This is a genomic window from Microbulbifer mixtoriginis (SeqCode) (assembly GCF_052467945.1).
Genome location: NZ_CP174328.1, coordinates 4,573,362 through 4,597,192, shown reverse-complemented (window position 1 = coordinate 4,597,192; position 23,831 = coordinate 4,573,362). Strand labels below are relative to the sequence as shown.

The following is a 23,831-nucleotide window of genomic DNA, read 5'->3' as shown; positions in this document are numbered from 1 at the left end:
AGAACCCGTAGATCGTTATTCAGATCTCCCGAAATACAGAATAACTCCAACGGGGTATCAGCCAGCTGATGATCTATCGTCCGTGTGAATAAACCAGTTTTACCGCCAAAGCCGCCGGAACAGCATCGCCTTATTAACACCTGCGATACTGGCCATGTCCCTAGTTGTACAGCACCCATAACCATGAGCCATCCATTCGCTGATAACTACTTTAAACAGCTTGGCTTCATCGATGGTGCACTGCATAGAATCTCCTTTTCGATATAAACAGGCGCATAATGCAAGTGGTCATTTGCATTACAGGAGATGCCAATGAGCGACCCTGAGACCACGGCTAGAACCCGCAAGTCAAAAGTCATTTACGCCAGCTTTGGACCCAACGAGCGGGCCATGGTCGACAAAGTGCATCCCCTTTGGCTTCGCCGCCTGTTTATTCGTCTTTTGGGTATAAAGTTGCAACTTCAATTTACTGGTTGGCTGCAGTACCTAATGCCTGTCCCAATCACTCTGGGCCTCTTCCTGTTGGTGGGACTCATATATCTAGTAGGTTTAACTGGACTGGCCAATGTGTTGATCTGGCTACCCTTGATACTAACGGCCATTATTCTTTTTGATATTGTGACTTGCCGTTTTTGTATCCGTTTGCCGGAACCGCTACCCAAAGCCCGCAGCCGAGAAGATATTTTCGCGCTGATACGTGACCGTAGATCGTGCCGCGCCTATCAAACCCGTCCCTTAATCCCCATCCATGAGCAAGCACTAAAAGCTCGTATTGCAATTCACCTACAGCAACCACGTCTCGGCAATGCACCGATACGTCTGGAGTGGGTCAAAGCACCCATCACTGTTTGGCCGGTGGTCAATGCCAGATATTTCCTCGTTGCAATAGCCCCAGCGGAATACAATCGAACGGCCATTCTTGATATCGGCAGAACCCTGCAAAAGATTGTTTTAGACGCTACGCGAATGGGTTTAGGGACTTGCTGGATTGGTCCCGGAGCAGATCACCGCAGTGTCAAAACCCACCTCCGCGAGCGCTTTGATAAGAAAAAGGATTCTATTATTTGTCTCTGCGCTGTGGGTTACGAAAGCTGGTACGCACCATTGTTTATCCGTTTTTTTAACAATCAGTTTCATAAGCGTCTGCCGCTGTCCGACCTGTTTTTCGTAGATAACGCCATGAAAGAAGCATTAAAAATAGATAAATCGCCCTGGGAGGCGTTTAATCGATGTTTTGAAAGTTGCCGGTGGGCACCGTCTTCCTATAACGGTCAAACCACACGCTGTATTGCCCACAAGAAAGGCTCTCAAGTGCGCCTTGATTTTTATGCGACAACATCTTCTAGATACTATGCCGCAGTGGCTACTGGCATCTGGTGCGCTAACTGGGAGGTGGGGTGTGAAGCTTTAGGAATACAAGGAGAGTTTCTAAGGTTGCCCCCACAGGAAAGAAAAAACCTGCCGGACGATGTACTGCCACCTCACTATGATATTAGCTGGCTCAGTACTCCTTTAATCTAACAGCAAGAGGATTTTTGCATTGTCCGGTCGATATAAATTAGGACGCAATGAGTACCCAAGATACCGTCTTGTTAAAAAATGGATTTACCGGAAAGAGAAAGGAACGATCACATCACTCCTTTCTCCAATCTAACCGTTAAGCCAATTAGATTTTAAAATTGTCCGGTCAGTGCCATTAGGAACAAATCTGGTGGCAACTGCTGGCCATTCACTTCCAGGCGCCCGCGATTCACCTCCAGGTGCATCTGCAATTCATCGTTTTGCTCAATCAGCAAACCGTATTGTCGCAACATCATTGCCTGGCCTACCAGCGGCGACTGCAGCAACGCCGATTCCGCCGCACTCAGGGTCATGCTGCCCACCAAAGGATTCAGCCATTGATTTAAAGCGCTGCCGTTGCGATGGCGCGGAGGGCGCTTCATTCCTTTCCAGTCAATATCCGCATCCACCAGAACCGGACCATTGCGAGATTCCACTACCAGCTGTTGTTGTAGGCGCAGGGGTGGACGCATATCACTCGCCCAATTGCGCTCCGCCACCGGCAGTAGTACATGTAAATAGTGGCCCAGATCGGCAGCCTTGATCTTAGGCAGGGTCATCTGTTGGCGCACAGAAGTAATAGGAGTGGCAGACTGCACACTGGGTAGCTGCAGATCACTCACCACTTTGAGGGTCTGCGCAGCGAGCATTTCTATATCCAGTTCCAGGCTAATATCCCGCAGTTCCGCCGGCCCCGAATCACGCTCGGCGCGCAACAGTGACAGATATAGCTGTGCCTTACCGCCACGGCGGAGCTCTAACTGAAACTCTCCTTTAAGCGGTTCGGTAAATAATACTTCCACGCCATCGCGCATCTGGGTCAGGCTACCCAGATCGATTACCCCATCCAACACCGCGCCGCTGTAATCTGTCGACACTGCAATCTCACCACCTGTAAATGCCAGCTGGCCAAAATCACCTGAACTTTTAAAGGGTTCCAGGCGCAGGGTATTGAGTACCCGGTTATCCGCTAAAACCAGGGTTTCCAAAACCAGGGGGCTGTTCTGCAAGCGGCCATAGATTCCCTCAAGTTGAGCGCGTAGCTGCGGGTTTAATTGCTCTAGATCTAGGCGGGTCTCGCTATAGATAACCCCCAGACGGGGCCCACCAGAAGTTAACAGCAATGGGCCATGATAAATTTCAGTATGCAGCTCGGTGGTGCCATTCTGTAGCGCCACCTCAGTATTGGTTTCAGCTCCAAACCAACCCCGTTGATAGCCGGTAGTGCTTCCCCCCTGCATCCTGCTCAGCTGTTGCTTCCAGACCTCCTCCACCTTGGGACCAATGAAACCTGGCGCCGCCAGGGCTGAAATTACCAGTAGAGCCAGTAGGATTAACAGAAGCCAACGCAAGAGTTTCATAAGAGTCGATCTAACAGCAGGATTTGCGCTGATGGTAGCAGATTATGGAGTTATTAGTGCGACAGCAGTAACAGGGCTGAACCTCTTTGCCTATTCCATGCCCCAATGGGCGATTCCCTTAAGCAGGGGCCACGCTAACCAACCAGATATAACGAATTGCCAGGCTTGATATAAAATAACCCCTGAGCCTGCGGGTTAATGATAATACGGCACGAGTGTTCGCTATAAAAATTAAAAGCTAAAAATATTCTCCCCTTTTATAAGTGCAATAATTCCCACAGATTGCAGTAGCTAAATAATCCTCTATAACCCCAATATCTAGAGTACTTTGGCGCAGTCCTGCCGTATAATGGTATTCAAAGTTGTACCAATCAGAGAGATCTAATTTTGAAACCCGAGGTAACGTTACTAACCGTTAACGCTATAATCATCTGCACCGCCTATCTCTATATCTACCCAAGGCATGCAGGCGCTGACCTTAACAAGATCATAATTAATGACCTCTTAGCAACCGGTATCGCACTACTGATCGCCGGCGCTCTCTTTTGGGAGTCTGGATACAATTTTAAAATGCTGCTATTTACTGCTAACTGGTTTGGATTTTCTCTAATCAGCTTTTTACTAATTGAATTACCGTTCTTTAAATGGTACTGGGATAAATACAGCGTTAGCTTGAGATAAGTTATTTTGGCATCATAGCCAAGAAATGAGTAAATAAAGAAAAATATAGAGCACAGGGAATGAGTACTAGGCAACCTTATTTAAAGACGTTGGTTTTCTGGAGCATCCTACTTTTAACCTACGTGGTCACTTTATACCTTCCTGAATCAGAACCTTTCTGGAAAACAATTCTTATCACCACAGCTCTGATCTATCTAGCCACAAATCGTGAAAAGTTTCAGCAACCAATAATAGAAGATCCAGTTTCCTATGTAAGGTTTGATGGAGAGTTTATCTTCATTGGTGATCATTCAATTAAGAGATCAGAGATAAGGAAAGTTGCTGTCGACTCGGTTAAGGATCGCGGCTACTTTTCTCTCCCTTACAATCAGATATCTCCGGGAGAAATTCCAGAATTTACCTTTCCCTCCAGCAAAATCATCTCTTTTCGTGCACATCTGCAGAAAGAATTTGATACAAACGTGGAATTTATTACATAAAAACCCATGAGAAAACCGTTCCAAACTAACTGAAAAATTTCATCAATTAATCGCCATTACTATCCTTATTGATCAGGAAGTAGATAAACACTATGAAAATACGTAAAGCCTCAAAGCATGATGTACCCACCATCGCTAACATACATAGTGTCAGCTGGCAGGAGAATTATCGTAGCGTGCTTAGCAAACAGTACCTTGAAGATAAGGTTCCAATGGAAAGGATGCGACTCTGGAAAGATCGCTTTGAGCACCCTAAATCCAATCAGCAGGTGTTTTTAGCTGAAGTAGAGGGCAATATCGCTGGCTTTATCTGTCTATACACGGATGATCACCCTGACTGGGGTACACACCTGGACAACTTGCATGTACGCAAAGGCTACCACTCAATGGGAGTTGGCAAAGCGCTCTTTATAGAGGGCGCGCGTAAGGCTTATCAGCAGGCTCCACAAAGAGGCATGTGCCTTTTAGTCAACCAGGATAATATTAAAGCGCAATCCTTCTACCAAAAACTCGGCGGGAGACAAGTACAGGAAAGTATTTGGCATGCTCCCGATGGAAGTAAAGTACCAACTTATTGGTATATCTGGGAGCAACTAAACGAACTGGCCGAGTTAGAGCAATAAAGAGCTCAATCTATACATCATTGAATGCACATCCTCTGACCAATGCACAATAGATAGTATGGAAGAGATTTTTATCTATATTATTTTTAGCAAAGTGAATCCACAGAACAAGCAAAATATAGAAGGATAAGATAATAAGGTGAAAAGGTTGATCTTCTTTATTGGTATTATTTCATCCAGTAGCTATGCACAAAATATGACTTTGGCCGAAGCTGCTCTGGAGCGAACCTATCATAAGGTGCGCTATGATCCTGCTTATGTGTCTATCTCCTATCCAAATGGAGATGTGCCGGCTGATACCGGTGTTTGTACCGACGTAGTGATTCGATCATATAGGAAGCTGGGGATCGATTTGCAAAAAGAAGTTCACGAGGATATCTCGGGTCATTTTCAAGCCTACCCGTCTAAACGCATATGGGGACTTTCCAGGCCAGATAAAAATATTGATCACCGGCGAGTACCCAATCTACAGGCTTTTTTTACTCGCAAAGGGCAATCGCTCTCAATAAGTGACAAGGCAGAGGATTATCTACCGGGGGACATCGTTACCTGGATGCTGCCCGGTAATTTACCGCATATCGGTATTGTGACTGCGAAACGCTCACAAAAAACCAACCGGTACTTGGTCGCACACAATATCGGGGCTGGACCCGTGCTCGAAGATATGCTGTTTTCCTTTAAAATTACCGGGCATTACCGATACAATACGGGTCAGGCAACCGAAAAGATTGAGTAGCAAAAAACTACGCTATTGCCAAGCGATTACGGCCTTTCTTTGACCGGGATATGGAGAAACATTTCCGCTGTCGGGCTGGTAACCTGATATCTGGGTGGGTACAGCTCAAAGTCTGGCCTCTCAATATAGTCGTAATTGGACTTTGGCAACCAGCTTCCCCAAATATACTTCAATGTCTGTTCCAGGGTGGTAATAGATCCGCGGTGAACAAATTTTGCATATAGCTGCTCCGGTAGTTCCCGCGCCACCATACCCTCGGGTACCTGAGTCAGGTCGGCAACCGGCGCACAGCAGACATACTTAAACTGAATTTCATCACCCGCTTCCTCATAACATTCATAGATACCAAAAGATTCATCGCTGATACGATTGGGGATTTTATCCCTGTAGGGCCGAAATGCAGACCAGAGCTTTGGCAAGCTGAGATTTTCATGGTCGTATTCCTGCGCTACCCCCACCAATTGCATCGCTGGCCGCGAAATAATTTGTGGCTCCATGGACAACTCATTTTGCAAGAAGTGCAGCATATGAGGGCTAAATTGATCCTTATACAACAACCGAAAAGGATCCTGCTGCTTTCGATACTGTGCCGGGGTTACGTTAAATAAAGCTTTAAACGCGCGAGTAAACGCTTCTTGGGAGTCAAATTGGCACTCCATGGCAAGCTCAAGAATACCAATATCTTCACTCAACAACCTCTTTGCGGCGACGGTCAATCGGCGCTTACGCAAATACTCTTTCGGTGAGTCCCCCACTAATGCCTTAAAAATACGGCTGAAGTGGTAGGTGGAGTAATGAGAGGCAGCAGCAATTTCGTGAACAGAAATTTTGTCATATAGATGCTGCTCTACGAAGTTAATACTTTTAAAAAATCGCTGCATGAGAGGCTCCTTTACTGCCAGTCAACGTTGGGACGGTGAAATTTTCGAACAATACCTTCCCGGTTTAGTATGCCTTTAAATTAAATTCGCTCACTAGTGATAAAAAAGCGTAAATGGGCAAATGCTTTGTCCCTCAAAGGAATAATCGCCTGGTAGGCTGGATCATTAAAGAATGCATAGATCGCCTCCCGATCCGGAAAAGATACCACAACAAATGCCCTTGGTGACCGACCTCCGTCCAGGGCCTCTTCCACATCATAAGAAGCAATAAGCACCCCCCCATACTGTTGCATTAATTGCGGTGCCAGACCTATATACTGCTGAAGAGCCTGCAATTCCTGTAAGTTTGGTGAAGACTCTATATGTAAAAATACTGGTAACAAAGTAATAACCTCTTAAGTGTAAATAAATTTTAGTTGCTTAACTAAGAGCTTCTAATGACTAACTTTGAGAGGCTACTCGCCTATGCCAAAAAACCAGAAGTGGAACTATCGCAAGCTCAATAATCGTAGGGGGTAAGACCTGATCATCCACCAATCCAAATTCCAGAATATTGCTTAAGCGGCCCAGACCGCCAATAAAGAGGGATAAAGCCACGAAGTAAAACAATGCTTTATGTTTTTCGATATTGCTCAGGAAATACAGTAGAACCAATCCCTGGGCAAAGAAAACACCAAAGGCAAATCGATATTGATTATCCCCAAATCCTCTCAAGGGGCTATCCGGGCCAAAAATCATAGCACCACCACTCAGAGCAGCACTGCCATTCAGCCCTCCAAATGCACTGATACCACCGGGTACAAAACAGATCACCGCTAGCGCTATCACTAACAATTGGAAAATTTTTCTTTCTATAGAACTCGCCTGATTCATAGTGTCACCTTAGTTTGCCGTATTTGGAGTGATGACCTAATCATATTGGCCAGTAAGGCCCTATTTTTGATATTTCTTGCGGTCTTGGTATCCCACTAAGACAGCAAGAAATGTCAAAAGACGAGGCGCTTAACCGCTTATCTTTCTCTCCAACAGCCGGGTATATCCATATCCGGGCACCAGTTCCCAATATCCACAGAGACAGAAAGATGATTAAGAGTGTTTTGATTACCGGAGCGAATGCAGGCTTAGGCAGGGAGTGCGCCAAGCAACTGGCGGAATACCAGCAGATTAACAAGATCTATCTCGGCTGCCGCAATCTGCACAAAGCCAAGGAAGCCCAAGCCGATCTGGTGTCGGTAACAGGCAGGAATATCTTCGAAGTATTGCTGATCGATGTCGCGGATCAACAATCTGTGAAAGAGGCAGTTAAGAACCTGGACTCCCCAGTTGATGCGCTGGTTATGAATGCTGGCGGTACCGGGGGGAAAGAGTTTTACAACAAGACCCCCGAAGGAGTCACACAAATTTTCGCCGTCAACCTGCTTGGGCATGCTCTACTGACTAACGAGTTACTGAAAGCCAATAAATTAACCCAAACTGCTATCTATGCCGGCTCCGAGGCCGCTCGCGGCGTAAAAGAGATGGGTATGAAGCGACCAGACCTGAAAAGCGCCTCTGTGGAGGAATTTATGCAGATCTGTGAAGGAAAGCTCTATGCCAGTACCAAAGACGCTACGGTACCCTATGGTCCGATAAAGTATATGGGCGCCCTATGGATGTCTTCCATGGCGCGGGAATTCCCCCATATCCGCTTCGTAACCATGAGTCCAGGGGCTACGGTAGGCACAGAGGGCTTCAATACACTGTCGTTATTCAAGCAATATATGATGAAGGGCATGATGCAGATTATGCTGCTACTTGGCAAAGTCCACAAAGTAGAAATAGGCGCCAAGCGCTATATCAATGCCCTACTGGATACAGCATCCTTCCGCACAGGTATTTTTTACGGTAGTGAACGCGGATTAACTGGACCTCTTGGTGAACAGCGGAAGCTTTTCCCGGACCTGGACAATCCTACCTATCAGGACAATGCCAAAACGGCGATCAATCGCTTTATCTACTGAAGGGTCGCATCAGGGAGGGGCCCTGCGCGCCTTTGCCTGAAGTCCAAGTTAACTCCACCGAAACCACCTGCTTACCTATACTTGACTGTTAAATACTCACAGCTAAGAACAGCCAATGTTTCGGGTAATCTTTTCCCTGCTGCTGTTAATTCCCCTTGCCCTGACTGCTGCTGAAGATGTGGCTAAAGCAACTCCCCTGCGGCTGCTGGATCCAGCAACTGTGGATAAATTCGTCAATGAACTGCCAATACCCGTAGAAATCCGCCCTCAGGGCTCAGCCCCGATTAAACTACCCGCCCGCCCCACTGAAGTTTGGATGGGGCTACGGGATAAGGAAGGCAAACGTTTAATGACAAAGGCCTGGGGTTTTGAATATGCAGGTCGCATCCACTCTCCTGGCCCTACTATTCGCGCCCGAGAAGGCCAACCGGTATTTGTACACTGGGCCAATGAGCTACCGGGTCCGCATCTATTTCCTGTGGATCGATCCATTCACCTCGCCGACGTAAAAGATCCAAAAGCTGTACCTATGGTTATCCACCTTCACGGCGGGCATACAGAGTGGAAAAGTGACGGCAACCCCCTCGCTTGGTACACGCGCAATTATCGTGAGACGGGATCATTATTTGAGAAAAGGATTTACGAATACGACAACTCCCAGGATGCCGCCACTATCTGGTATCACGACCACACCCTGGGCATGACGCGCCTTAATGTTTACGCAGGTTTATTCGGTTTTTACCTGGTTGGCGATGACAATGAAGACCGTCTGATACAGGAGAAACTGCTCCCTGCGCAAGAGCGCACTTTTGTAGCCGCAATTACAGATAGCTTGTTTAGCTCCGATGGGCAACTGTATTTTCCTGGCTGGAGGGACCAGCCTCCATCACCAGTTTCCCATGAGGTAGTTAAGAATAATTGGCCCAACCCATCCCATCTCGACGAATTTTTTGGCAATTTTATTCTGGTAAACGGCATGACCTGGCCCAAAGCTAGTGTCACTCCACACGTCTATCGATTGCGGTTACTCAACGCATCCGATACCCGCACACTGATACTCAGGATCGACAAAAATATCCCCTTTGTACAAGTCGGCGGTGACGGCGGGTTTCTCGATCATCCTGAAAAATTGGATGAGCTGACATTGGCACCCGCAGAGCGAGCAGATGTTTTAGTAGATTTCAGTGGTTATGAAGAGCGTGAACTAACACTGCGAAACTTTGGACCGGATGTCCCTTTTAAAGGCTTTGTAGAGGCCAATGATCCAAAGCGTTCAATTCCACTTGTCTATAACCCGGATGGTAAACGCGTATTAAGCGATGGGCGCGGCGGTATCACACCAGCTACCGATCCAAATACTACAGGCCAGATCCTACAATTCCATATTGCTCCGAAATCTACAGACGCCACTTCTAATAAACAGAAATCAGAGATTAAAAATACCATTGGAGATTTAAAACTCACCCTAAATACTCCCTTGCGCACCCCACTTAATAGGCTTAACCAAGCCAGTCGTACACGACAACTTGCCACCTACCGGTTGGACGATCCCTACGGCCGCAATCTACTCATGTTAGGTCCAGTAAAGGAGGGCTCCCTATTTTTTGAAGACCCCACTACAGAAATAATCCAGCACAACGCTGTTGAGATCTGGGAGATATACAACCCTACAGTATCGGCTCATCCAATCCATATTCATCTGGTGGAATTCCAGATACTGGATCGCCAGCCTTTTAAAGGCAAACTTATCCCCAAGCCGCAGAAATTTATGCATACCGATAAGATATTTCAGGGTGCACGATTGGAAATAGAATCTCTACAGGGAAAACCCCTTCCACCACAAGCAGAAGAAAGCGGCCCCAAAGATACGGTCATCGCCCTTCCCGGCCAAGTAACACGGGTAATAGCCCGCTTCGACCGCGAGGGACTCTATGTATGGCACTGCCATCTACTCTCCCATGAGGATTACGATATGATGAGGCCGTTTATGGTGTTGGCGCCAAAGCCAATAAACAACCAGTAATCTATTAACCTCTAATCTCAGATAAAGAGTAAACACCTAAAAACTAATCGATAAGCCGAACAATAAATAAGACAGCAAGAAAAAGAATAGAACCAAACAACATTATCAATGGTTACAATCATCCAAGAAAACCAACAATAACTCAGAATTGATCTGTACAAAATAAGTAATTATGATGAAAAAACTAATAATATTATTATTTTTTACACTGGCATCAGGGGCAATTGCCACTGAAATACCGGAATTAACAAAGGAAAAATTGAAGAAAAAAGCTGTCCTTATCAATGAGCTACAAAACAAAATGCTGATGAAGGGATCGACAGTCGAAGATATCGACAAACTATTTTCTCACTACACAGACGACTTTATCTATATCCATGAAGTTTATGGCGGCACCTACACCAGAGAGCACCTATACAACAACTCAATAAAGTATTTAAAGGAGGGAGAATATCAAATGACTGGCGCTAGATATAAAATTATATCAATCATCGCTGGTTACAAAGCAGTCTCACTTGAGCGGCAACAAACCTATCAAGGCGTTACCTCTAACCACTTAACAGTATTTGAATTTGAGGGTGATCAGATTTCTAGGATTATTGAATACTGGAAATAGGAATCTAATGAAATGTTAGATTATAGAGCTCTATACATGCCTATCAATCTACCACTCTTTCTTTTGAAATCTACCACTCTGCATATCGTTAATTTCTGTCAATAAAAATCAACAAACAAGAGGGAATATTATTTCTAGAAACGGGAAGCTGAGCAGACTCTTAAGGATTGAAATTTAAGAATTAACTGAACAGGGGTGAGGCAAAATATCTTAGAACAGGCAACCCTGTTTATTTTAGCTCTGACAAAAATGATTCTAAAATTCTCTAAAAGGTTCTCTCCAGAAAAAACACTCTCTGGAGGGAACCCACTACTCACTCAGCAGGGCACCAAAGCCTTAGCCACACGGGAGTTAGTCTCCCGCCCCAGCTGTTCAGAAATAAAGTTCCCAGCCTCTGCCAGCAACTGTAAATCCACGCCGGTTTCAATACCCATGCCATTGAGCATATAAAGTACATCCTCACTGGCAACATTACCGGAAGCGCCACGGGCATAGGGGCAGCCGCCCAGGCCGGCTACGGCGGAATCTACTACTGCAACCCCCATTTGTAAGGCCGCGTAGATATTGGCCAGTGCCTGGCCGTAGGTATCGTGGAAATGCACCGCAAGTTTTTCCACAGGTACACGGGTCATTACCTGCTCCAACATACGCTTGGCGGATTCCGGGGTGCCGACACCGATGGTGTCGCCAAGGGAAATTTCGTAGCAACCCATTTCCAATAGAGCGGCACTCACCTCTGCCACTTTGGCCGGATCAATATCGCCTTCATAGGGGCAACCAAGTACGCAGGATACGTATCCGCGCACGGGTATACCGTCTTGCTTGGCTTTTTCTACCAGTGGACGGAAGCGTTCCAGGCTCTCAGCAATACTGCAATTAATATTTTTCTGGGTGAAGGCTTCTGAGGCCGCGCCGAATACGGCGACCTCATCCGCTTTGGCTTCCACTGCGCGCTCATAGCCTTTTAAGTTTGGCGTGAGCGCGCTGTAGATAACACCGTCTTTGCGCTGGATACCCGCCAGCACTTCCTCACTGGCGGCCATTTGCGGTACCCACTTGGGGCTGACAAAGCTGCCGGCTTCAATAACCGACAGTCCGCTGGCACTGAGCTTGTCCACCAGCGCGATACGGGTCTCCACAGAGATAGGCTGCTTTTCATTTTGCAGCCCGTCGCGGGGGCCCACTTCGACGATTTTGACTTGCTTGGGCAAAGTCATTACTGCTCCTCCCCGGCAAAATCCACCAGCAGGCTACCGCCATCCACCAGCTCACCTTCGGCGCAGAAGAACTGCTGCACGGTGCCGGCTGCTGGAGCCCGCAGGGTGTGTTCCATTTTCATGGCTTCCATTACCAGTAGTGGCTGGTCTTTCTCTACCGTAGAGCCGGGCTCAACCAGCAGCGAAATTATGGTGCCGTTCATGGGGGCATCCAGGCCGTGGGCCTGGTCATTACTCTCGCCGATATCCGGTGGCAGCAACTTAAATTCCACCTGGGTGCCATCAATAAATACAGCACCGCCATCGCGGGTATCCACGGCGGAGAAACTCATGCGACGGCCATCCACCAGCATCAAGTCGCGCTCTGGCAGCAGGCGAATCTCACCGCTGTTCTGTTCCTCAGGCAAGGCATCGCAAGTCCAGCGCAGGCTATCGCCCTCCGCAACAAAGCGAATTTGAGCGTGCTGGCCACGGTAGTCCACCGTCTGGGTGCGGCTGCCAGCCAGAGCATTGCGCCAGTTATCACCATTGTGCCAAGGAGAGAAAGGATCCCGCTGAGGTGCGCTATTGCGCAGAACGCGCTCTTCACGCTGCTGCAAATAACCGGCAATAGCAGCACATTTCAGCGGCGTCAGTGTCTGCTCCTGATGCAGTACTTCCGCCTCGTAGTCCTCGATAAAGTGCGTCGAAATACAACCGCTGGCAAATGCCTGGTGATTGATCACTCGGCGCAGGAATTCGATATTGTGGCGCACACCGGCAATCTGGTAATCACGCAGTGCGCGATCCAATTTGGCCAGGGCTTCTTTGCGGGTGCGGCCGTGGCAGATCAATTTGGCGATCATCGGGTCGTAATGCACGCTGATTTCATCGCCAGTCTGCACACCGGTATCCACCCGCACACCCTCGCCTTCCGCCGGGGGCTGGTGGCGCACCAACACGCCGGTTGCCGGCAGGAAATCATTGTCCGGGTCTTCGGCGTAGATGCGCACTTCCATGGCGTGGCCGTTGATCTGCAGTTCATCCTGGCTCATGGGCAGGGTATCGCCAGCGGCAATTGACAGCTGCCAAGCCACCAGATCCTGGTCGGTGATCATTTCCGTAACCGGGTGCTCCACCTGCAGGCGGGTATTCATTTCCATAAAGTAGAAGGCACCGCTGGCATCCAGCAGGAATTCCACCGTGCCGGCACCCACGTAACCAATCGCGTGGGCCGCGCGCAGGGCCGCTTCACCCATGCGGGCGCGCAGCTCCGGAGTCATGCCCGGTGCGGGAGCTTCTTCCACTACTTTTTGGTGGCGGCGCTGCACCGAGCAATCCCGCTCAAACAGGTAGACGCCATTGCCCTGCTGATCACAGAACACCTGGATTTCTACATGGCGAGGACTCACCACATAGCGCTCCAGCAGCATGATGTCGTCGCCAAAGGCATTCATGGCCTCACGCTTGGCAGCGGCCAGAGCTTCGTGGAATTCATCGGCACTGTCGACACGGCGCATACCCTTACCACCACCGCCGGCAGCAGCTTTCAGCAATACCGGGTAACCGATGCGATTGGCGTGACCTTCCAGCAGCTCTTCATTTTGGTTGGTGCCGTGGTAACCGGGAACCAAGGGCACATTGGCCTCTTCCATAATACGTTTGGCGGCGGACTTGGAGCCCATCGCCTCAATCGCGCCGGTGGGCGGGCCGACAAAAATAATGCCGGCGCTATCGCAGGCACGGCAAAACTCGGCATTTTCCGACAGGAAGCCGTAACCCGGATGGATGGCATCGGCACCAGTCTGCTTGGCAGCACCCAATACCTTGTCGATATCCAGATACGAATCCCTGGCCGGCGCCGGGCCCAGGTGTACCGCTTCGTCCGCCATCTGCACATGCAGGGCGTCGGCATCCGCATCGGAATAGACGGCGACAGTGGCCACCCCCAGGCGGCGGGCGGTCTTGATAATACGGCAGGCAATTTCGCCGCGATTAGCTATTAACAGTTTGCGAATCATAAAATTATCCTTCGCCGCCATTCATCCATTTGGGTGCGCGCTTCTCTAAAAACGCACTTAGCCCTTCCTGCCCTTCCGGCGACACACGCACGGCAGCGATCAACGCGCTGGTCTGGCCCTGCAATTCATCGTTGATAACCCGGTTGGACATGGACATGGCCAGTTGCTTGGCCATGGCGACCGCCTTGGGGCCATTATCGGCAATGGCATTCACTAATTTCTGCACATGCAGGTCCAGCTCGCCCTCGGCGCAGACTTCAGATATCAAACCCATCTGTTCTGCGCGCTCGGCGGAGAAGCGCTCCGCAGTGACAAAGTAACGGCGCGCGCGGCGAGTGCCGATCGCATTGATGACATAGGGGCTGATGGTAGCGGGCAGTAACCCGATTTTGACTTCCGACAAACAGAAGCTGGCGCGCTCAGAGGCCACGGCCATATCACAGCAGCTCACCAGACCCACGGCCCCGCCAAAAGCGGCGCCCTGTACTCGCGCAATGGTGGGAGCTGGGAAAGTGTCGAGCTTGTACAGCATGGCAGCAAGCGCGGCCGCGTCGCGGCGGTTTTCCTCTTCTGAATAAGTCGCCATGCGCTTCATCCAGTTGAGGTCAGCTCCGGCAGAAAAGCTCTTGCCATTGGAAGCCAGTACCAACACACGAACAGCAGGATTTTGCGCCAGAGTGTCAAAGGTGGTGGCCAGCTCGTGGATCAGTTCATCATCAAAAGCGTTGTGGATTTCCGGCCGATTCAGGGTGACCGTGGCCACGCCCTCGCTATCCACTTCGCACAGCAATTTATCGCTCATTGTAATTCCTCGATTGGGGCGTTTCTCTCTAGCGGCACCGGGGTAGCCCGCGGCACCGCAACCACAGTTCCTTACATACGGAACACGCCGAACTTGGTCTCTTCCGGCTCTTTGTGGCTGGCCGCCGCCAGGCACAGGCCTAGCACGCGGCGGGTATCCGCCGGGTCGATAACGCCGTCATCCCACAAACGTGCAGAAGCGTAGTAGGGGTGCCCCTGATGTTCGTAGTTATCCACAATCGGCTGCTTAAACTGCTGCTCTTCCTCTTCGCTCCAGGATTCACCTCGCGCCGCCATCTGGTCGCGCTTCACCTGGGCCAGTACGCCAGCGGCTTGTTCTCCCCCCATAACCGAGATGCGCGCATTGGGCCACATAAACAGGAAGTTGGGATCGTAGGCGCGGCCACACATCCCATAGTTACCGGCGCCGAAAGAGCCGCCGATGAGGATGGTAATTTTGGGCACCTTGGCGGTAGCGACAGCGGTCACCATCTTGGCGCCGTGTTTGGCGATGCCGCCCGCCTCGTACTGTTTGCCCACCATAAAGCCGGTGATATTTTGCAGGAAAACCAATGGAATCTTGCGCTGCGCACACAGCTCTATAAAGTGCGCGCCCTTCTGCGCACTCTCCGCAAACAGGATGCCGTTATTGGCAACAATTCCCACCGGGTAGCCCTGGATACGGGCAAAACCGGTTACCAGGGTGGTGCCGTACAACGCTTTAAATTCATCGAACTCAGATCCGTCCACAACCCGCGCGATAATCTCGCGCACGTCAAACGGCTGGCGCGAATCTTTAGGCACCACACCGTAAATATCTTCCGGTGGATAAATCGGCTCCACTGGCTTTTGGATATCCAGGCCGGGATTCTTGATACGATTCAGGCGCGCTATAGAGCGACGCGCTAACTGCAATGCATGTACGTCGTTATTGGCGTAGTGATCAGAAACCCCGGAAGTGCGACAGTGCACCTCGGCACCGCCGAGTTCCTCCGCGGAAACTTCTTCACCGGTGGCCGCTTTCACCAGGGGCGGGCCCGCCAGGAAGATGGTGGCCTGCTCTTTCACCATAATGGATTCGTCTGCCATGGCCGGCACATAGGCTCCACCGGCGGTGCAGCTCCCCATAACCACCGCAATCTGCGGAATATTCTGTGCAGACAGGTTGGCTTGGTTAAAGAAGATGCGACCGAAGTGCTCTCGATCCGGGAAAACATCGTCCTGGCGCGGCAGATTGGCACCACCGGAATCCACCAGGTAAATACACGGCAGATTATTCTGTTCGGCAATGGTCTGCGCGCGCAGATGTTTCTTTACCGTGAGCGGGTAATAGGTACCGCCTTTTACCGTGGCATCGTTGGCGACGATGACACAAGGCTGGCCAGAGACGGTGCCGATGCCGGTAATAATACCCGCAGCCGGGACATCTTCACCGTAAACCTCATGAGCGGCCAACTGGGAAAATTCCAGGAAGGGGCTACCCGGATCGAGCAGCGCATCGATACGGTCCCGTGGCAATAATTTTCCTCGCGCCAGGTGTTTTTCCCGTGCGCGCTCGCCGCCGCCCTGGGCGATGGCTTCCACTTTTTCGCGCAGGTCTGCCACCAGCGCCTGCATCTGCTCGCGGTTTTCGCCAAAGGCGGCATCGCGCGTATTTATTTTGCTCTGCAACTGATTCATAAAGTCCGATTCACTTTCCCGGAGAAAAGACCTCTACGGAGCGCGGCTTACCGCCGTAATGTCCGTGGAGACAGCTGCCGCCGACAGGCGCCGGCAGCGAGAAGAAATGCCCAGCCTTAGCGGGTCTCGTTAAACAGCTCGCGACCAATCAGCATACGACGCACTTCAGAAGTGCCCGCGCCGATTTCGTAGAGCTTGGCATCGCGCAGCAGGCGACCGGTGGCGTACTCGTTGATGTAGCCATTGCCGCCCAGTGTCTGGATAGCCTGCAAGGCCATCTGGGTTGCGCGCTCTGCAGTAAACAGGATTACTGCGGCGGCATCCTTGCGCGAGTCCTCACCGCGATCACAGGCACGCGCCACGGCGTAGAGGTAAGCACGGCTTGCATTCAGGTCGGCATACATATCGGCGATCTTACCCTGCATCAGCTGGAATTCGCCGATGGCCTTGCCGAACTGCTTGCGCTCGTGGATATAAGGAACCACCACATCCAGGCAGGCCTGCATAATACCGACAGGGCCACCGGAGAGAATGGTGCGCTCGTAGTCGAGGCCGCTCATCAAAACGCGTACGCCGCCGTTCAACTCACCGAGAATATTTTCTTCCGGCACTTCACAGTCTTCGAACACCAGCTCACAGGTGTTGGAACCGCGCATACCCAGCTTGTCGAGTTTCTGCGCCTGTGAGAAACCGGCAAAACCGCGCTCAACGATAAATGCGGTAATACCGCCGGAGCTGATACCCGGCTCGGTGCGCGCGTAGATCACATAGGTATCAGCATCGGGGCCGTTGGTGATCCACATTTTATTGCCGTTCAAAACAAAGCGATCGCCGCGCTTTTCCGCGCGCAGTTGCAGACTCACTACGTCAGAACCGGAATTCGGTTCGCTCATAGCCAAGGCGCCTACATGTTCACCGGAACACAGCTTGGGCAGGTACTTGAGCTTCTGCTCGCGAGTACCATTTTTGCGAATCTGGTTTACACAAAGGTTGGAGTGGGCACCGTAGGACAGGCCCACAGAAGCGGAGGCGCGGGAAATTTCTTCCATGGCCACAGCGTGTGCCAGGTAACCCATATTGGAACCGCCGAACTCCTCTTCCACGGTCATGCCCAGCAGACCCAGCTCACCAAACTTTTTCCACATGTCCGCGGGGAACAGGTTGTCTTCATCGATCTGCGCCGCGCGCGGGGCCAGCTCCGCCTGGCAGAACTTGTAAACCATGTCGCGGAGCATATCGATGTCTTCACCGAGACCGAAATTCAAGGTTGGGTAGGAGGTGTTCATAGTGACTCCAATAATTATTAAATAAGTCTTTTAAACTGACGGCACCTGCAACCACTCGATACATCGGGTGACACGCTAAACTTCTGCGGGTCACAGGCTTTCGCAGGCGCCTGTCGAAATTTTTAACCGGTGAACTAGGGGCTTTCCTCGTTGCGGCTCTTTACCAAAGCCGCTTGTGCACGGGCCTCGGCTTCACCGAGTTCCCCCATCAGGCTCTCAATATCCCGCAGCTGCTGCTGCAACTGTGCCCGCTTCTGCGCTATACGCTCCAGCAGGCGCTGCAACTGCTCTACATTGCCATGAGCAGGGTCGTACATATCGATAATCTCGCGGCTCTCATCGAGGGAAAAACCCAAGCGTTTACCGCGCAAAATCAGCTTCAGCCGTACACGTTCTTCGGGGCTGTAGACACGGGTCTGACCATGCCGCTCCGGTTTGAGCAGGCCCTTGTCCTCATAGAAACGGATGGCGCGGGTGGTTATCTCAAACTCCCGCGCCAGCTCCGAAATACTGTAACTCTGGGGCTCTACGATGCTGGCTTTGGCTTTCATAAGTACTTCCTCGAGACGCAACAGAGCCTAACAAGAGTTTACGTTGACGTAAACGTAAAGCAAACGCCAAAAATAACTGCGAGGGGCTATTCAGTCATTAACCCATCGCAGTAATCGGAAGGGAGGGATCAGACGCCCAACAGCTGTTGCAACTGATTGTCGAGCAACTTTTGATAGGAGGGTGTAAGACCTGTGATTTCCAGAGCCCAGCCAGCACCGTGGTGCTCAATACGCCCAGCCAGAGAGCTATCCTCCAGCAACTCAGGATGTAAAAACAAACCACGCGATTGGTTTAGTAGCTGTTCAGCAGAAAAATCTGGCGTGCTTGGCTCACAAGGCGCTACCGCCAGGGCCAACTTCAAACCGGTAGCGCGGCTGACACTCTGCATCTCCCGCAGCAACAGGCCACAGCAGACCGCACGAAACGCCGAATCGGCGCCGGAAAACCCCAAACCAACTTGCGGCCCTGCACAACTCAATGGATGGGCACCGTAGATCCGACGTAGCAACTGCATACGCCCATCCAATTCCCGCTGAATTCCATCGAGCGCACTGCGACTCAATTGGTTGGTCAACTGAGCCCAGTTCAATGGCCGCAGGTAGAGGCCTATAGAGTCTTGCTTTTGCTCGGGAAGATCCGCAGAGGAAAGAGGCTCTTCCGCTGGCAAACTGCGCTGCGCGGAAAAACCCCCTGTCATCAGTGCCGCCACTGCACTAAATGGCAGGGCAAATACCAGCGTCAGCAATAAGCTGGCCCAGGGAAAGCTGACGTCCGCACCAGGAATCAGGGCTACGGTAACATTGCCGGCGATACTGTCATGCAGCACTACTGGCACACTGATGGTCTCGCCACTCTTCAGATCACCAACTTCCGCCAGGCTATTGGATTCCACATCCTCAACAGCAACACCGCTGATAGCAGGCAATTCCAGCAGCTGCCTGGCCAACAGCTGCATACTGATACGATCATCGGCAACAATACGCTCCAGGCTCTGCCCGGCGAGAAAACTGGCCGCAACCTGCGCAGAGGCCCGGTCTCTCTCCACCGCATCGGCATGGCGCTGCGCATAGTAATGACCGAGAGCCACACTGCAGAACAGCGCCAGTATCAGCCAGATCATCGCAGCCAGCAGACGCTGGCGGGTACGTTTAGATAAACGCGCAAACTGCTCTGGCAACCTGCGCAGAAGGGAAATCATCGATACAGACATAAATACGGCTTTAATACCTTGCCTTGTTTTTTATTACCTTGCGTTTTTGGAACTCTCCACGGCCAAGGGCCTTGGCGCAATTTTATCCTCACAAAGCGCGAATAATACGCAGTGTAATTTCCTGTGCCGTTGGTCGATCCCGCAACAAAATAGTTCCATACGGGATTTTTTAATTTGTAATAAATAAGCGGGCCCAACCTGCGGCGCTGATTTTAACGAAGATTCCCGCTAGAGCTATAATGCGTCGCTTATTGAATAAATTGGGGACCTTCGCTATGGGCGTCGAGACTAAAGCACAAGAATTTCATCTGCCCCTGGCACAAATTACCCAGTCACACTTCGACTGTTCTGTGCGCTACCTCACCTATAGCGGCGGCCATGCACTGCTGGGGTTGGAATACGACAATACAGCCCCCTTTTCGAACGCCGCCAGTTGCCAATTGAATTTACCCAGCGCGATACCATCAGACGTGCAATCGCCCTGGTGCCTGACCCTCCTAAGCCCAGCAGCCACCCTGTCACAACTGCAGCGCCTACTGGATTTTTGTGCTGAACAACACTGGCATATCGATGTCATCGACACCCTAGCCCACCGGCACGAGTGCACGGTCATCCGCTTTCAGTTCAGCGCTGAACTGGAGTTTTCCCCGGCACGTTTTGCCTGCCTACAACTGGCCGAAGCAATCGGAGCCGATCTGGTCTTGCAGGAGGGCACCAGTCAGAGAGTACCGGCACTGGCTGGCTTCGATATGGATTCCACTCTGATCGATGCAGAGGTGATCGACGAGCTAGCCAAGATTACCGGAATCGGCGACCAGGTGGCGGCCATCACTGCGGCCGCCATGCGCGGCGAATTGGATTTTCGCGATAGTTTCAAAAAACGTATGGCGTTGCTAAAAGGTTTTTCCGAACAGCGCCTGGCAGAAATTGCCACGCAACTGCCACTAAAAGATGGAGCCCAAAACCTGTTGCACTGCCTACGCAAACTCGGCTGCAAAACTGTCATTTTGTCCGGCGGTTTTACCTACTTCGCCAATTTCCTACAAAGGGAACGCCTGGCTGTTGACCTGATATACGCCAATGAACTGGAGTTCGCCGAGGGCGCGCTCACCGGTGAAGTGATAGAGCCTATCGTGGACGGAATGCGCAAGCGGTTATTGCTGGGGGAAACTGCAAAGGAGATGGGAGTGCCGCTGGAAAAAGTGGTTGCCGTTGGGGATGGGGCAAACGATATCCCCATGTTGAACCTGGGTGCCCTGGGTATCGCCATACATCCGAAACCCAAAGTCCGCAGGGAGGCACCGCAAGCTATCACTCTATTTGGACTAGATGCGGCGCTTTACCTGTTCGGTCTCAACGACCAGCAAATTGCGGAATTGGGACAGCCTTCTTAAAGGTGTCCCAAAAAGGTTTATATCACCGCGTGTGGGAAGGGGAATGAGCGCGGCTTAGTGTTATCCGAGCAGGCACTGGGTTCATACTCGCAGCCTGCTGCCAAAAGGCTGAGAAAAGCCAATATTAAAATCCGCCTGTACATAGGTACCTCCCTTTGCCTAAATGGATTTTTATTCGAGCAGCAGGGTACGCAATGGGTTCCGTTTTGAACAGCAGTTTAATGATTTTTATGCCAGAAAATTGACGTAAAATTCTTTCTTTTGTACCAGTTTGTTCAGCTTTGCTACACAACCGATTACACAGGCCTTTTTTAGCATTGCGCGCCAGCCAAATCCAATCCGAAACCAGCTTTAGCAGATTCATTGAGTTAATCTTGGCAAAAGGAAAAACGGGCAGATAAAGCTAGGGAAAGCTCGTAGGTGGCCAGTGTTGCGCTGGCAACAATCAGTATGGAGAGCGGCGATTCTGGTGCACAGCACCAAAATCGCACAAGTATTGAAGACCGAGCTAGCCTTCTTTTTTACCGTAGATTACCAGGCTGTTCACTTTTACCGTCAGCGGGTGATACCCCACCTTGGCGCGTTCAAAAATACGCGCTGCCACATCCTGTTTGCCGGTTTCAACCATATTGCGGTATAGCGGGCGCAGGAACTTGTTGCGGCCGATGCTGGTGAGGAAGTTCTCCAGGCGCTCGAAGGCCGGCTCATAGTCGTTGCGCACGGCAATCATCAGCCAGCTAAAGGCCACTTCGTTATTGCGGGATTGGGTCAGGCCAAAGGCGCTGTCCAGTTCCTTCAATTGCGTTTCAGTCAACTTTTCCGGCATACCGTCGAGGAAATACTTCCACTGGTGGAAGGTCCAGCCCTTGGTGTCGATATCCTTCGCTGCCAATTTGCCGTCCAACCACTGTTGACGCACTGGGTCCAACTTGCTGAAGGCATCGGACTGCGGGTGCGGCGCACCTTCAGGAATACCCGGCTCGAAAATCCACTGGTGAATGCGCTCTCGATCCAACTTATCGGCGTGCTCAACCAACAAGGTCTTGTCGAGGTACTTAACGAAATCCTCGGTGGTAATGCTCTGGAAGGAGAAGTGGTTGAAGTACTCCATCAGGAAGCGGTCGAAAGCTTCGCGGCCCACTTTCTGCTCCAGCTCATACAGGAACAGGGAACCTTTCTCGTAAGGAATATTGGAGAAGACTTCATCGGGATCACGGCCGCGCAGGTCGATCGCCATAATCTCATCGCGGGGCTCTTTGTCAGCCAGATCCGCTTGCAGGTCGTCATAGCCCAGGGCCATTTCCATCTGGTAGCGCTCATCGCCGTAGACAAACTGCATAATGCGGTTAGTCAGGTAGGTGGTGAAGCCTTCATTCAGCCACAGGTCGCGCCAGCTGGCATTGGTCACCAGGTTACCGGACCAGGAGTGGGCCAGCTCATGGGCAATCAGGGCTACCAGGCTCTTGTCGCCGGCGATCACCGTCGGAGTGATAAAGCTCAGGCGCGGGTTTTCCATACCACCGAAGGGGAAGCTGGGCGGTAGAATCAGCAGATCGTAACGGTCCCAGTGGTAGGGACCATAAGCCTTTTCGGTCACTTCCAGCATGGATTCGGTATCGGCAAACTCCGCCGCTGCAGATTCCAGCATGGAAGGCTCGGCGTAAACACCGGTGCGCTCACCCATGGGCTTAAACTGCAGGTCGCCTACTGCCAGGGCAATCAGGTAAGAGGGAATGCGCTGGGGCATTTCAAATTCGTAAACGCCATCTTTGGCCGCATGTGGATCGTTGTTCGCACTCATTACTGCACGCAGTTCTTTCGGGGTGCGGACGGTAGCGTTGTAGGTGATACGAACCTTCGGGGAATCCTGTAGCGGGATAAAGCTGCGCGCGTGAATCGCCTGGGCCTGGGTAAACAGGAACGGATGCTTTTTACCCGCGGTCTGCTGCGGTTCCAGCCACTGAACGCCAGAGGCGCCCGGCGCTGTGCGGTAGCGGATAGTAATGCTGTCGGCATCTTCCGGCAGCTCGATATTCAGCGGAGTGCCCAGGTGGCTGTCTTTCTCACCCATGGAGAACTTCACCGGCGCGCCGTTAGCCGATACAGAAACCACTTCCAGCTCGCGAGTATCGAGCACCATCGGCAGGTTCTTGTCGTTGAGGCGCTTGAAGTCCAGCTTGGCTTCGCCCTCAAGTACCTTGCGGGAGAAGTCGACAGTCAGGTCCAGATCCAGGTGCTGCACTTGGTAGTCATTGCTATTGGCGAAGGAGTGATAATCCACACCGGATTGCGGCGCCTTGTCTGCAACGCTTTTCTTCTCGATCACCGCAGCCGCTTTTACCGGCGTAGCGGCGCTGTCAGCTTCGACCTTGGTCGGTTCATTCTTGGAACAACCTGAGGCTACGGCGAGGCCGCCGACGATCAGGCTGGTGCATAGTAAACGGGGCAACATGGGTCTACTCCCTGGGTTCAGCTTTTCAATTTGCGCCACAGGATACCCGAGAGTAAGCGCTTGCGGAACGACAGCGGGAAAGACCATTGCTGGATACCGGTCACAATGAAGGGGGACAGCGTACCGCCAGCGAAGATCGTACTCTCAGGGGCAATAAAAATAGACATATGTCTCAACTTATCGGTTGGCGGACGAATTTGCTGACTAATCCGCACCTACAACACAAAAATCCCCCCATCAATTAACATAGCCTTCACTTTCCCTATTCAGACTGCGGGC

Annotated in this window: 22 protein-coding genes; 8 read left to right on the top strand and 14 right to left on the bottom strand. The window is 51.1% G+C overall.

Annotation, left to right across the window (positions count from 1 at the left end; translation table 11 throughout):
* Nucleotides 1-99 precede the first annotated feature (99 nt).
* Nucleotides 100-246, bottom strand: coding sequence for a hypothetical protein (locus ACJJIJ_RS19965; protein ID WP_444883591.1), 147 nt, complete (start codon nucleotides 244-246; stop codon nucleotides 100-102).
* A 66-nt stretch (nucleotides 247-312) separates the two neighbouring features.
* On the opposite strand from ACJJIJ_RS19965, the gene ACJJIJ_RS19960 reads away from it, so the two are divergent.
* The gene (locus ACJJIJ_RS19960) at nucleotides 313-1,521 is read left to right on the top strand and encodes a nitroreductase family protein (protein WP_444903704.1); all 1,209 of its coding nucleotides are present in this window, start codon (nucleotides 313-315) and stop codon (nucleotides 1,519-1,521) included.
* 152 nt (nucleotides 1,522-1,673) lie between these two features.
* Here ACJJIJ_RS19960 and ACJJIJ_RS19955 read toward each other — a convergent pair whose 3' ends face one another.
* Complete coding sequence (locus ACJJIJ_RS19955) at nucleotides 1,674-2,921, bottom strand: DUF945 family protein (RefSeq protein WP_444938248.1); 1,248 nt, start codon at nucleotides 2,919-2,921, stop codon at nucleotides 1,674-1,676.
* 740 nt (nucleotides 2,922-3,661) lie between these two features.
* Here ACJJIJ_RS19955 and ACJJIJ_RS19950 point away from each other — a divergent pair.
* From ACJJIJ_RS19950 to ACJJIJ_RS19940, 3 genes are all read left to right on the top strand, one after another.
* Entirely contained in the window at nucleotides 3,662-4,081 is a 420-nt protein-coding gene (locus tag ACJJIJ_RS19950; protein ID WP_444938247.1) for a hypothetical protein, read from the top strand.
* 92 nt (nucleotides 4,082-4,173) lie between these two features.
* The gene (locus ACJJIJ_RS19945; protein WP_444938246.1) at nucleotides 4,174-4,704 is read left to right on the top strand and encodes a GNAT family N-acetyltransferase; all 531 of its coding nucleotides are present in this window, start codon (nucleotides 4,174-4,176) and stop codon (nucleotides 4,702-4,704) included.
* A 139-nt stretch (nucleotides 4,705-4,843) separates the two neighbouring features.
* Nucleotides 4,844-5,440: a DUF1287 domain-containing protein gene (locus ACJJIJ_RS19940; RefSeq protein ID WP_444887864.1), complete on the top strand. Its 597-nt coding sequence runs from the start codon at nucleotides 4,844-4,846 to the stop codon at nucleotides 5,438-5,440.
* A 26-nt stretch (nucleotides 5,441-5,466) separates the two neighbouring features.
* On the opposite strand, the gene ACJJIJ_RS19935 is transcribed toward ACJJIJ_RS19940, so the two are convergent.
* From ACJJIJ_RS19935 to ACJJIJ_RS19925, 3 genes are all read right to left on the bottom strand, one after another.
* Complete coding sequence (locus ACJJIJ_RS19935; protein ID WP_413664174.1) at nucleotides 5,467-6,321, bottom strand: AraC family transcriptional regulator; 855 nt, start codon at nucleotides 6,319-6,321, stop codon at nucleotides 5,467-5,469.
* A gap of 80 nt (nucleotides 6,322-6,401) precedes the next feature.
* Complete coding sequence (locus ACJJIJ_RS19930) at nucleotides 6,402-6,704, bottom strand: DUF1330 domain-containing protein (protein ID WP_444938245.1); 303 nt, start codon at nucleotides 6,702-6,704, stop codon at nucleotides 6,402-6,404.
* A gap of 58 nt (nucleotides 6,705-6,762) precedes the next feature.
* A complete protein-coding gene (locus ACJJIJ_RS19925) occupies nucleotides 6,763-7,194 on the bottom strand; it encodes a DUF4345 domain-containing protein (protein ID WP_444938244.1) in 432 nt (143 codons plus the stop codon).
* 209 nt (nucleotides 7,195-7,403) lie between these two features.
* Between ACJJIJ_RS19925 and ACJJIJ_RS19920 the strand changes: the two genes are divergently transcribed.
* The 3 genes from ACJJIJ_RS19920 to ACJJIJ_RS19910 all read left to right on the top strand — a co-directional run bounded on the left by ACJJIJ_RS19920 (nucleotide 7,404) and on the right by ACJJIJ_RS19910 (nucleotide 10,960).
* Nucleotides 7,404-8,321, top strand: a complete 918-nt coding sequence (locus ACJJIJ_RS19920) for an SDR family NAD(P)-dependent oxidoreductase (protein ID WP_444938243.1) — start codon at nucleotides 7,404-7,406, stop codon at nucleotides 8,319-8,321.
* Nucleotides 8,322-8,436: 115 nt separating this feature from the next.
* Complete coding sequence (locus ACJJIJ_RS19915; RefSeq protein WP_444938242.1) at nucleotides 8,437-10,344, top strand: multicopper oxidase family protein; 1,908 nt, start codon at nucleotides 8,437-8,439, stop codon at nucleotides 10,342-10,344.
* A 172-nt stretch (nucleotides 10,345-10,516) separates the two neighbouring features.
* A complete protein-coding gene (locus tag ACJJIJ_RS19910) occupies nucleotides 10,517-10,960 on the top strand; it encodes a nuclear transport factor 2-like protein (protein ID WP_444938241.1) in 444 nt (147 codons plus the stop codon).
* Nucleotides 10,961-11,277: 317 nt separating this feature from the next.
* On the opposite strand, the gene ACJJIJ_RS19905 is transcribed toward ACJJIJ_RS19910, so the two are convergent.
* The 7 genes from ACJJIJ_RS19905 to ACJJIJ_RS19875 form a co-directional block, all read right to left on the bottom strand.
* The gene (locus ACJJIJ_RS19905; protein WP_444938240.1) at nucleotides 11,278-12,177 is read right to left on the bottom strand and encodes a hydroxymethylglutaryl-CoA lyase; all 900 of its coding nucleotides are present in this window, start codon (nucleotides 12,175-12,177) and stop codon (nucleotides 11,278-11,280) included.
* A complete protein-coding gene (locus ACJJIJ_RS19900) occupies nucleotides 12,177-14,177 on the bottom strand; it encodes an acetyl/propionyl/methylcrotonyl-CoA carboxylase subunit alpha (protein ID WP_444938239.1) in 2,001 nt (666 codons plus the stop codon). The genes ACJJIJ_RS19905 and ACJJIJ_RS19900 overlap by 1 nt, the downstream gene beginning before the upstream one ends.
* 4 nt (nucleotides 14,178-14,181) lie before the next feature.
* Entirely contained in the window at nucleotides 14,182-14,979 is a 798-nt protein-coding gene (locus ACJJIJ_RS19895; protein ID WP_252084285.1) for an enoyl-CoA hydratase/isomerase family protein, read from the bottom strand.
* 71 nt (nucleotides 14,980-15,050) lie between these two features.
* A complete protein-coding gene (locus ACJJIJ_RS19890; protein ID WP_444938238.1) occupies nucleotides 15,051-16,658 on the bottom strand; it encodes a carboxyl transferase domain-containing protein in 1,608 nt (535 codons plus the stop codon).
* A gap of 116 nt (nucleotides 16,659-16,774) precedes the next feature.
* Complete coding sequence (locus ACJJIJ_RS19885) at nucleotides 16,775-17,944, bottom strand: isovaleryl-CoA dehydrogenase (protein ID WP_444908564.1); 1,170 nt, start codon at nucleotides 17,942-17,944, stop codon at nucleotides 16,775-16,777.
* A 134-nt stretch (nucleotides 17,945-18,078) separates the two neighbouring features.
* Entirely contained in the window at nucleotides 18,079-18,495 is a 417-nt protein-coding gene (locus ACJJIJ_RS19880; RefSeq protein WP_444887854.1) for a MerR family transcriptional regulator, read from the bottom strand.
* 128 nt (nucleotides 18,496-18,623) lie between these two features.
* On the bottom strand, nucleotides 18,624-19,706 hold the full coding sequence (locus ACJJIJ_RS19875; protein WP_444908563.1) for a hypothetical protein: 1,083 nt from the start codon (nucleotides 19,704-19,706) through the stop codon (nucleotides 18,624-18,626).
* Between the two features lie 239 nt (nucleotides 19,707-19,945).
* On the opposite strand from ACJJIJ_RS19875, the gene serB reads away from it, so the two are divergent.
* Nucleotides 19,946-21,100: a phosphoserine phosphatase SerB gene (gene serB / locus ACJJIJ_RS19870; RefSeq protein WP_444938237.1), complete on the top strand. Its 1,155-nt coding sequence runs from the start codon at nucleotides 19,946-19,948 to the stop codon at nucleotides 21,098-21,100.
* Between the two features lie 124 nt (nucleotides 21,101-21,224).
* Here serB and ACJJIJ_RS19865 read toward each other — a convergent pair whose 3' ends face one another.
* A complete protein-coding gene (locus tag ACJJIJ_RS19865; RefSeq protein ID WP_444938236.1) occupies nucleotides 21,225-21,464 on the bottom strand; it encodes a hypothetical protein in 240 nt (79 codons plus the stop codon).
* Between the two features lie 144 nt (nucleotides 21,465-21,608).
* Nucleotides 21,609-23,552: a M1 family metallopeptidase gene (locus ACJJIJ_RS19860; RefSeq protein ID WP_444938235.1), complete on the bottom strand. Its 1,944-nt coding sequence runs from the start codon at nucleotides 23,550-23,552 to the stop codon at nucleotides 21,609-21,611.
* Between the last annotated feature and the right edge of the window lie 279 nt (nucleotides 23,553-23,831).

Bases quoted from the DNA above. Each gene is read 5' to 3' on its own strand.
- ACJJIJ_RS19885 (WP_444908564.1), bottom strand. From the start codon at position 17,944: ATGAACACCTCCTACCCAACCTTGAATTTCGGTCTCGGTGAAGACATC.
- ACJJIJ_RS19935 (WP_413664174.1), bottom strand. From the start codon at position 6,321: ATGCAGCGATTTTTTAAAAGTATTAACTTCGTAGAGCAGCATCTATAT.
- ACJJIJ_RS19890 (WP_444938238.1), bottom strand. From the start codon at position 16,658: ATGAATCAGTTGCAGAGCAAAATAAATACGCGCGATGCCGCCTTTGGC.
- ACJJIJ_RS19895 (WP_252084285.1), bottom strand. From the start codon at position 14,979: ATGAGCGATAAATTGCTGTGCGAAGTGGATAGCGAGGGCGTGGCCACG.
- ACJJIJ_RS19945 (WP_444938246.1), top strand. From the start codon at position 4,174: ATGAAAATACGTAAAGCCTCAAAGCATGATGTACCCACCATCGCTAAC.
- ACJJIJ_RS19965 (WP_444883591.1), bottom strand. From the start codon at position 246: ATGCAGTGCACCATCGATGAAGCCAAGCTGTTTAAAGTAGTTATCAGC.
- ACJJIJ_RS19955 (WP_444938248.1), bottom strand. From the start codon at position 2,921: ATGAAACTCTTGCGTTGGCTTCTGTTAATCCTACTGGCTCTACTGGTA.
- ACJJIJ_RS19910 (WP_444938241.1), top strand. From the start codon at position 10,517: ATGATGAAAAAACTAATAATATTATTATTTTTTACACTGGCATCAGGG.
- ACJJIJ_RS19960 (WP_444903704.1), top strand. From the start codon at position 313: ATGAGCGACCCTGAGACCACGGCTAGAACCCGCAAGTCAAAAGTCATT.
- ACJJIJ_RS19900 (WP_444938239.1), bottom strand. From the start codon at position 14,177: ATGATTCGCAAACTGTTAATAGCTAATCGCGGCGAAATTGCCTGCCGT.
- ACJJIJ_RS19880 (WP_444887854.1), bottom strand. From the start codon at position 18,495: ATGAAAGCCAAAGCCAGCATCGTAGAGCCCCAGAGTTACAGTATTTCG.
- ACJJIJ_RS19950 (WP_444938247.1), top strand. From the start codon at position 3,662: ATGAGTACTAGGCAACCTTATTTAAAGACGTTGGTTTTCTGGAGCATC.
- serB (WP_444938237.1), top strand. From the start codon at position 19,946: ATGCGTCGCTTATTGAATAAATTGGGGACCTTCGCTATGGGCGTCGAG.
- ACJJIJ_RS19905 (WP_444938240.1), bottom strand. From the start codon at position 12,177: ATGACTTTGCCCAAGCAAGTCAAAATCGTCGAAGTGGGCCCCCGCGAC.
- ACJJIJ_RS19865 (WP_444938236.1), bottom strand. From the start codon at position 21,464: ATGAATCTGCTAAAGCTGGTTTCGGATTGGATTTGGCTGGCGCGCAAT.
- ACJJIJ_RS19920 (WP_444938243.1), top strand. From the start codon at position 7,404: ATGATTAAGAGTGTTTTGATTACCGGAGCGAATGCAGGCTTAGGCAGG.
- ACJJIJ_RS19925 (WP_444938244.1), bottom strand. From the start codon at position 7,194: ATGAATCAGGCGAGTTCTATAGAAAGAAAAATTTTCCAATTGTTAGTG.
- ACJJIJ_RS19915 (WP_444938242.1), top strand. From the start codon at position 8,437: ATGTTTCGGGTAATCTTTTCCCTGCTGCTGTTAATTCCCCTTGCCCTG.
- ACJJIJ_RS19860 (WP_444938235.1), bottom strand. From the start codon at position 23,552: ATGTTGCCCCGTTTACTATGCACCAGCCTGATCGTCGGCGGCCTCGCC.
- ACJJIJ_RS19875 (WP_444908563.1), bottom strand. From the start codon at position 19,706: ATGTCTGTATCGATGATTTCCCTTCTGCGCAGGTTGCCAGAGCAGTTT.